5 protein-coding genes are annotated in these 4,912 nt (G+C 46.7%); 4 read left to right on the plus strand and 1 reads right to left on the minus strand.

The features are described 5' to 3' along the window. The 3 genes from WBV75_RS10650 to WBV75_RS10660 all read left to right on the plus strand — a co-directional run. Nucleotides 1-643: hypothetical protein (locus WBV75_RS10650; RefSeq protein ID WP_424120590.1), on the plus strand; the 643-nt coding region annotated here is incomplete at its 5' end. 102 nt (nucleotides 644-745) lie between these two features. Next, nucleotides 746-1,942, plus strand: coding sequence for an alanine dehydrogenase (locus WBV75_RS10655; RefSeq protein WP_424120594.1), 1,197 nt, complete (start codon nucleotides 746-748; stop codon nucleotides 1,940-1,942). Between the two features lie 3 nt (nucleotides 1,943-1,945). Further along, complete coding sequence (locus tag WBV75_RS10660) at nucleotides 1,946-2,314, plus strand: DUF4258 domain-containing protein (RefSeq protein WP_424120591.1); 369 nt, start codon at nucleotides 1,946-1,948, stop codon at nucleotides 2,312-2,314. An 11-nt stretch (nucleotides 2,315-2,325) separates the two neighbouring features. Here the strand turns inward: WBV75_RS10660 and WBV75_RS10665 are convergent, their stop codons facing one another. Further along, on the minus strand, nucleotides 2,326-3,495 hold the full coding sequence (locus tag WBV75_RS10665) for a proline dehydrogenase family protein (RefSeq protein ID WP_424120592.1): 1,170 nt from the start codon (nucleotides 3,493-3,495) through the stop codon (nucleotides 2,326-2,328). Nucleotides 3,496-3,588: 93 nt separating this feature from the next. Here WBV75_RS10665 and aroB point away from each other — a divergent pair, with 93 nt between their 5' ends. After that, entirely contained in the window at nucleotides 3,589-4,650 is a 1,062-nt protein-coding gene (gene aroB, locus WBV75_RS10670) for a 3-dehydroquinate synthase (protein ID WP_424120593.1), read from the plus strand. Nucleotides 4,651-4,912 lie beyond the last annotated feature (262 nt).

Below are 4,912 nucleotides of genomic sequence, written 5' to 3' on the forward strand. Positions count from 1 at the left end.
CTACAATATGGAAAAGCAGAAACAACTGACCAAAAAAAGGTTTACCCTGGAGTCCCTTGCTGTAATCCTTATTTTGATTTCCCCTTTCCTGTTTAAGATTCACGAGTATTTCCCTGAGGACCCCGAGGCAACGGTTTCCATTCTGGGTTTCAAATTAGGCAATGGTGGATTTCATAATGTATCCACCTATGTCTGGTTCTTATTAGGTAAATTTATTCCCCTCTACCTGTTGACCCTTTGGTTTCTCACCTGTAAACACTGGTGGTATCATATTCTATTGATACCCCTGTGTATGTATGCCTTCCAAATCTTTGAAGTACTTTATCTCTATGACCCCGTTGTCGATGTTGAAAACGTTTTGTGGATTCTACCGGTTTGTATGATCCTGATTCCCTTTGTCTATTTTCTGCGGCTGAAACTCTTTGACAAATATGTTCATGGTATTGATATGGAGGCTATGGCAGCCGAACTGGACTATTATAAAAACAAAGAGAAGGCGGAATTGGATAAAGCCGGAATAACGGTCTCTGAGGTTTCCCCGGAGGTGGTAAAAGAAGACTTATCCAACCGGTCTGCACGACGGACCCTGAACGAAATCTTTAAACAGATGCAGACGGCCATGAAAAGCTTGCTCAGCCTCTGATATTTTTGGAGGTTTCAACCCAAGGTATTTGCCCGGTCCTTTATGGAATTTGTTGTACATTTGAGTGTATAGGACAGTGTGCCAGCAGACGACCCGGCTTCCATGAATCAACCCTCCTCCCCTTTCAGCAAACAACAGTTACTTCCCCAGGAAGAAAAACTAGAGGTTCTTAAACAGAAAGGCGAACTCTTTATTGGCATTCCCAGGGAAAGTCAGTTACAGGAACGCCGAATTTGTTTGACCCCGGACGGGGTTAATGCCCTTACAGCTCAAGGGCATAAAGTCATGATAGAAGCAGGCGCAGGAGCAGATGCCAGTTTTACCGATCTGCAGTATACCAATGCGGGAGCAACCATTACCCGGGACACAAAGAAGGTATTCGGATGCCCTATTATTCTCAAAGTGGAACCGCCTACCCTGGCCGAAATAGAAATGATCAATCCACAGAGCATTCTCATTTCAGCCCTTCAGATTAAAATGCAACACAAAGCATTTTTTGAAAAGCTCGCGAAGAAAAGAATTACCGCGATCGCCTTTGAATACATTCGGGATGAAGAAGGAAAATATCCGGCGGTACGGGCCCTGAGTGAAATTGCCGGAACTTCCTCAGTCCTTATCGCTGCAGAGCTTATGGCTGCCAAGGAAGGAAATGGTTTAATGTTTGGCAATATTAGTGGGGTACCACCCGTGGAAGTTGTAATCATCGGTGCAGGGACCGTAGGAGAATTCGCGGCCCGCTCAGCCCTGGGGCTCGGAGCCAACGTAAAGATTTTCGATAACTCCCTGACCAAATTGCGCAACATTCAACGAAATCTCAACCAGACGCTATATACCTCCACGCTCCAACCCAAAAATCTTCTAAAATCCCTGAAGCGCTGTGATGTAGCTATCGCAGCGGTAAGAGGTAAAGATCGGGCACCTGTTCTGGTCTCACAAACCATGGTGGAACAAATGAAAAAAGGGGCGGTTGTTATCGATATCAGTATCGACATGGGAGGCTGCTTTGAAACCAGCGAAGTAACTACCCATGACAAACCCACGTATGAGCGCCATGGGGTCATTCACTACGCGGTGCCGAATATCCCGGCCCGGTACCCAAAAACCTCTTCCATCTCTATCAGTAACATGTTTACGCCTTATCTAATGCAACTTGGGGACGACGGAGGGCTTGAAAATTCCCTTCGATTCGACAAAGGCTTAAGGAACGGATTGTATATGTACCACGGAATCCTGACCAACCGAACCGTTGGAGAATGGTTTGGAATGAACTTCAGCGATATCAACTTTCTTATATTTTAGCGCATGCCTTTTTTAAAAAGACTGGGGTATTTTCTGCTCGGTTTGTCAATTGGCCTCATTTTCCTCGCCTTTTTTCTGAGGAAGAAAACAGATGAGACCGGAACAGAATTCTGTTACCTTCCCAATTGCAGGGTATTGAAAGAACTCAGATCCAAGCCCATGCGTACAGATCCTGCTCTGTCCACTCCTATCGACACCCTTTTGATTCAGGAATTACTGCAAGAGGGTTCTGTTGATTTCAAGGCCAGTAATACAAAGGCTTCACCATGTAAAATATATCGAATTGATTATGAAACCATAGAAGGTGAAGTGAGCATTACCCTCGAGAATTGCCAGGAGTATACCCTCCTAAAGGATTACGATCTGGAATGATCTGCAGAAATCTATAATTTTCGCCTTTCCCGTTCTTTTTTAAGTAACTCAAGCTCCCGGTTGGTTTGCCCGGCTACGGACGTATTTTCCTCGGCCCTGCGAATGAGGTACGGCATCACATCCCTTACCGGACCGAACGGGAGGTATTTAGATACATTATACCCGGCCTGGCCGAGGTTAAAACTGATGTGATCACTCATCCCATAGAGTTGTCCGAACCAGATCCGGGGATCATCCCTGCTAATTTGTCTTTCCTCCATAGCCTGCATCAGTTTATAGGAGCTCTGCTCATTGTGCGTCCCGGCGTAGAGGGAAATCTCGGTATGATGGTCCAGGCAATACGAAACAGCCGCGTCAAAATTAATATCGGTCTCCTGTTTGGAAGTACATATCGGGGAGGGATATCCCATTTCTTCCGCCCGCTCATTTTCCTTTTCCAGATAGGCCCCACGCACGAGCTTTACGCCTGGCCTATAGCCCGCGGCCTGTGCTCTTTGATGCAGCTTTTTAAGGTAATCCAGACGATCTGCCCGATACATCTGCAGGGTATTGAAGACGATAGGTCGCTTTTGGTTAAAGCTTTGCATCATCTGTTCAACCAGCTGATCAGCAGCATCCTGCATCCAGCTTTCTTCAGCGTCGATAAGCAGTGGCACGTCGAGGTCATATGCCTTTTGACATGTCTTTTCAAACCGTTGCACCACCCGTTCCCATTCTGCGGATTCGGCCTGGGTCAGGCGCTCACCGCTTCCTTTTTTTACAAAAAGAGAAAAACGACCATAGCCCGAGGGTTTAAATACGGCAAAAGGAATTGCCTTGTATTCCTTAACAAAATCGATGATCTCGAGGGTCTTGGCCAGGGCGTCATCCAGGGGATCCTCTGAGTCCTTTCCTTCAACCGAATAATCCAGGATCGTACTCACACCTGCACCCCACATACTCTCGACCACCGGCATACAATCGGATTCACTAACTCCCCCGCAAAAATGATCGAAAACTGTAGTACGGATTATTCCTTCCACCGGCAGTTTAGCCTTGATCGCAAAATTGGTCAGGCTGGTTCCGATCTTCACGAGGGGCTCCACGGAAATCAATTTGAAAAGGAAATAGGCACGATCTAATTCAGCATCCGTTTTCAGAGCAAAAGCAGTCCTGGTGTTTTCGAAAATGCGCTCGGTCATTATAGAGAATTCTGTACCTCACAAATATAGTCTGTCCGAAAGAAAATATTATATGAAAATTTTAGGTTATTTTGAGCTGCCTAAGATCAAATTATGGATGTGTTAAATAGTGATTCACATGAAATCCTGTTCGGTTCCGAAGCCTATCCTGCTTTGAACCAACTGATTTCTGAATCCCAGTTTTCAAAGGTTATCGTGCTGACGGATTCCAATACGAGAACCTCTTGTCTCCCGCGCTTTGAGGAATATGTATCCCAGGTATCCCCCCGGGAGGTGTTGGAATTTCCTGCTGGCGAGACTTTTAAAACCCTCCATACCTGTCTGAAGCTTTGGGAACAACTCTCAGAGCTTGGGGCCGATCGCAAGAGCCTGTTGATCAACCTGGGCGGGGGCGTTGTCACAGACCTGGGCGGATTTGTCGCTTCCGCCTACCAAAGAGGTATTGCTTTTGTCAATATCCCTACTACCCTGCTCTCCATGGTAGATGCATCGGTTGGAGGAAAAACCGGCGTCGACCTGGGACCCCTGAAAAACCAGATTGGCCTAATCAAAAATCCGGAAATGGTCTTGATTGACCCAGGGTATTTGCGGACGCTGGACAACCGGCAGATCACAAGTGGTTTTGCCGAGATGCTCAAGCACGGATTGATACTGGATAAGGATTATTGGAGGGAACTGAGCACCTTGAACACACTGGACCACCTGGAAAGGCTTATCCCCCGCAGCGTGCAACTCAAAGAAGGAGTCGTTCGGACGGATCCGAATGAAAAGGGGCTGCGCAAAATCTTGAATTTCGGTCACACCCTCGGCCATGCCATCGAATCCCATTTTTTGACTCAGGAATCTCGCGAACCCCTCTTGCACGGGGAAGCCATTGCTGCCGGTATGATTATGGAAGCTTTTATTTCTGTAAGCCAGTGCCGGATGACAGAGGCTGAATGCGATGAGATAAAAGCTGTTTTCTTACGATTTTTCCCCCGTGTACCCATAACTGCGGAAGACCGGGCTAGCATACTGAGCCTGCTGCGTTACGATAAAAAGAATACCCATGGGCAAGTCCTTTTCGCCCTGTTGGACGCCATTGGGAAAGCCCGGACAGACCAGACAGTGACCCCGGAACTGCTCAATGCCAGCTTTGATTACTACAAAGAATAGCTATTTCACCTACAAAAATTTCATCTTAGACAACTCTTTTCAGCCGGCGGCCACATAAATATTTAGCTTGTATATATCAATGACCACCAACCGGCAAAACCATGAAAAGAATCATTATTGACTACAAGAAACTGACCTCCGAAATGGCAGGCCTGCTTTTGGATCGCTATCCGGAAGGGTACGGAGATGAAGACCTTATTGCCTTCAAAAATCACAGAGGGGAATGGATTGAGGCCGTGGAACTACAAACCCCTGAAGCACT

Source organism: Robiginitalea sp. (assembly GCF_049588695.1).
In the GTDB taxonomy this organism is placed as follows: Bacteria; Bacteroidota; Bacteroidia; order Flavobacteriales; family Flavobacteriaceae; genus Robiginitalea.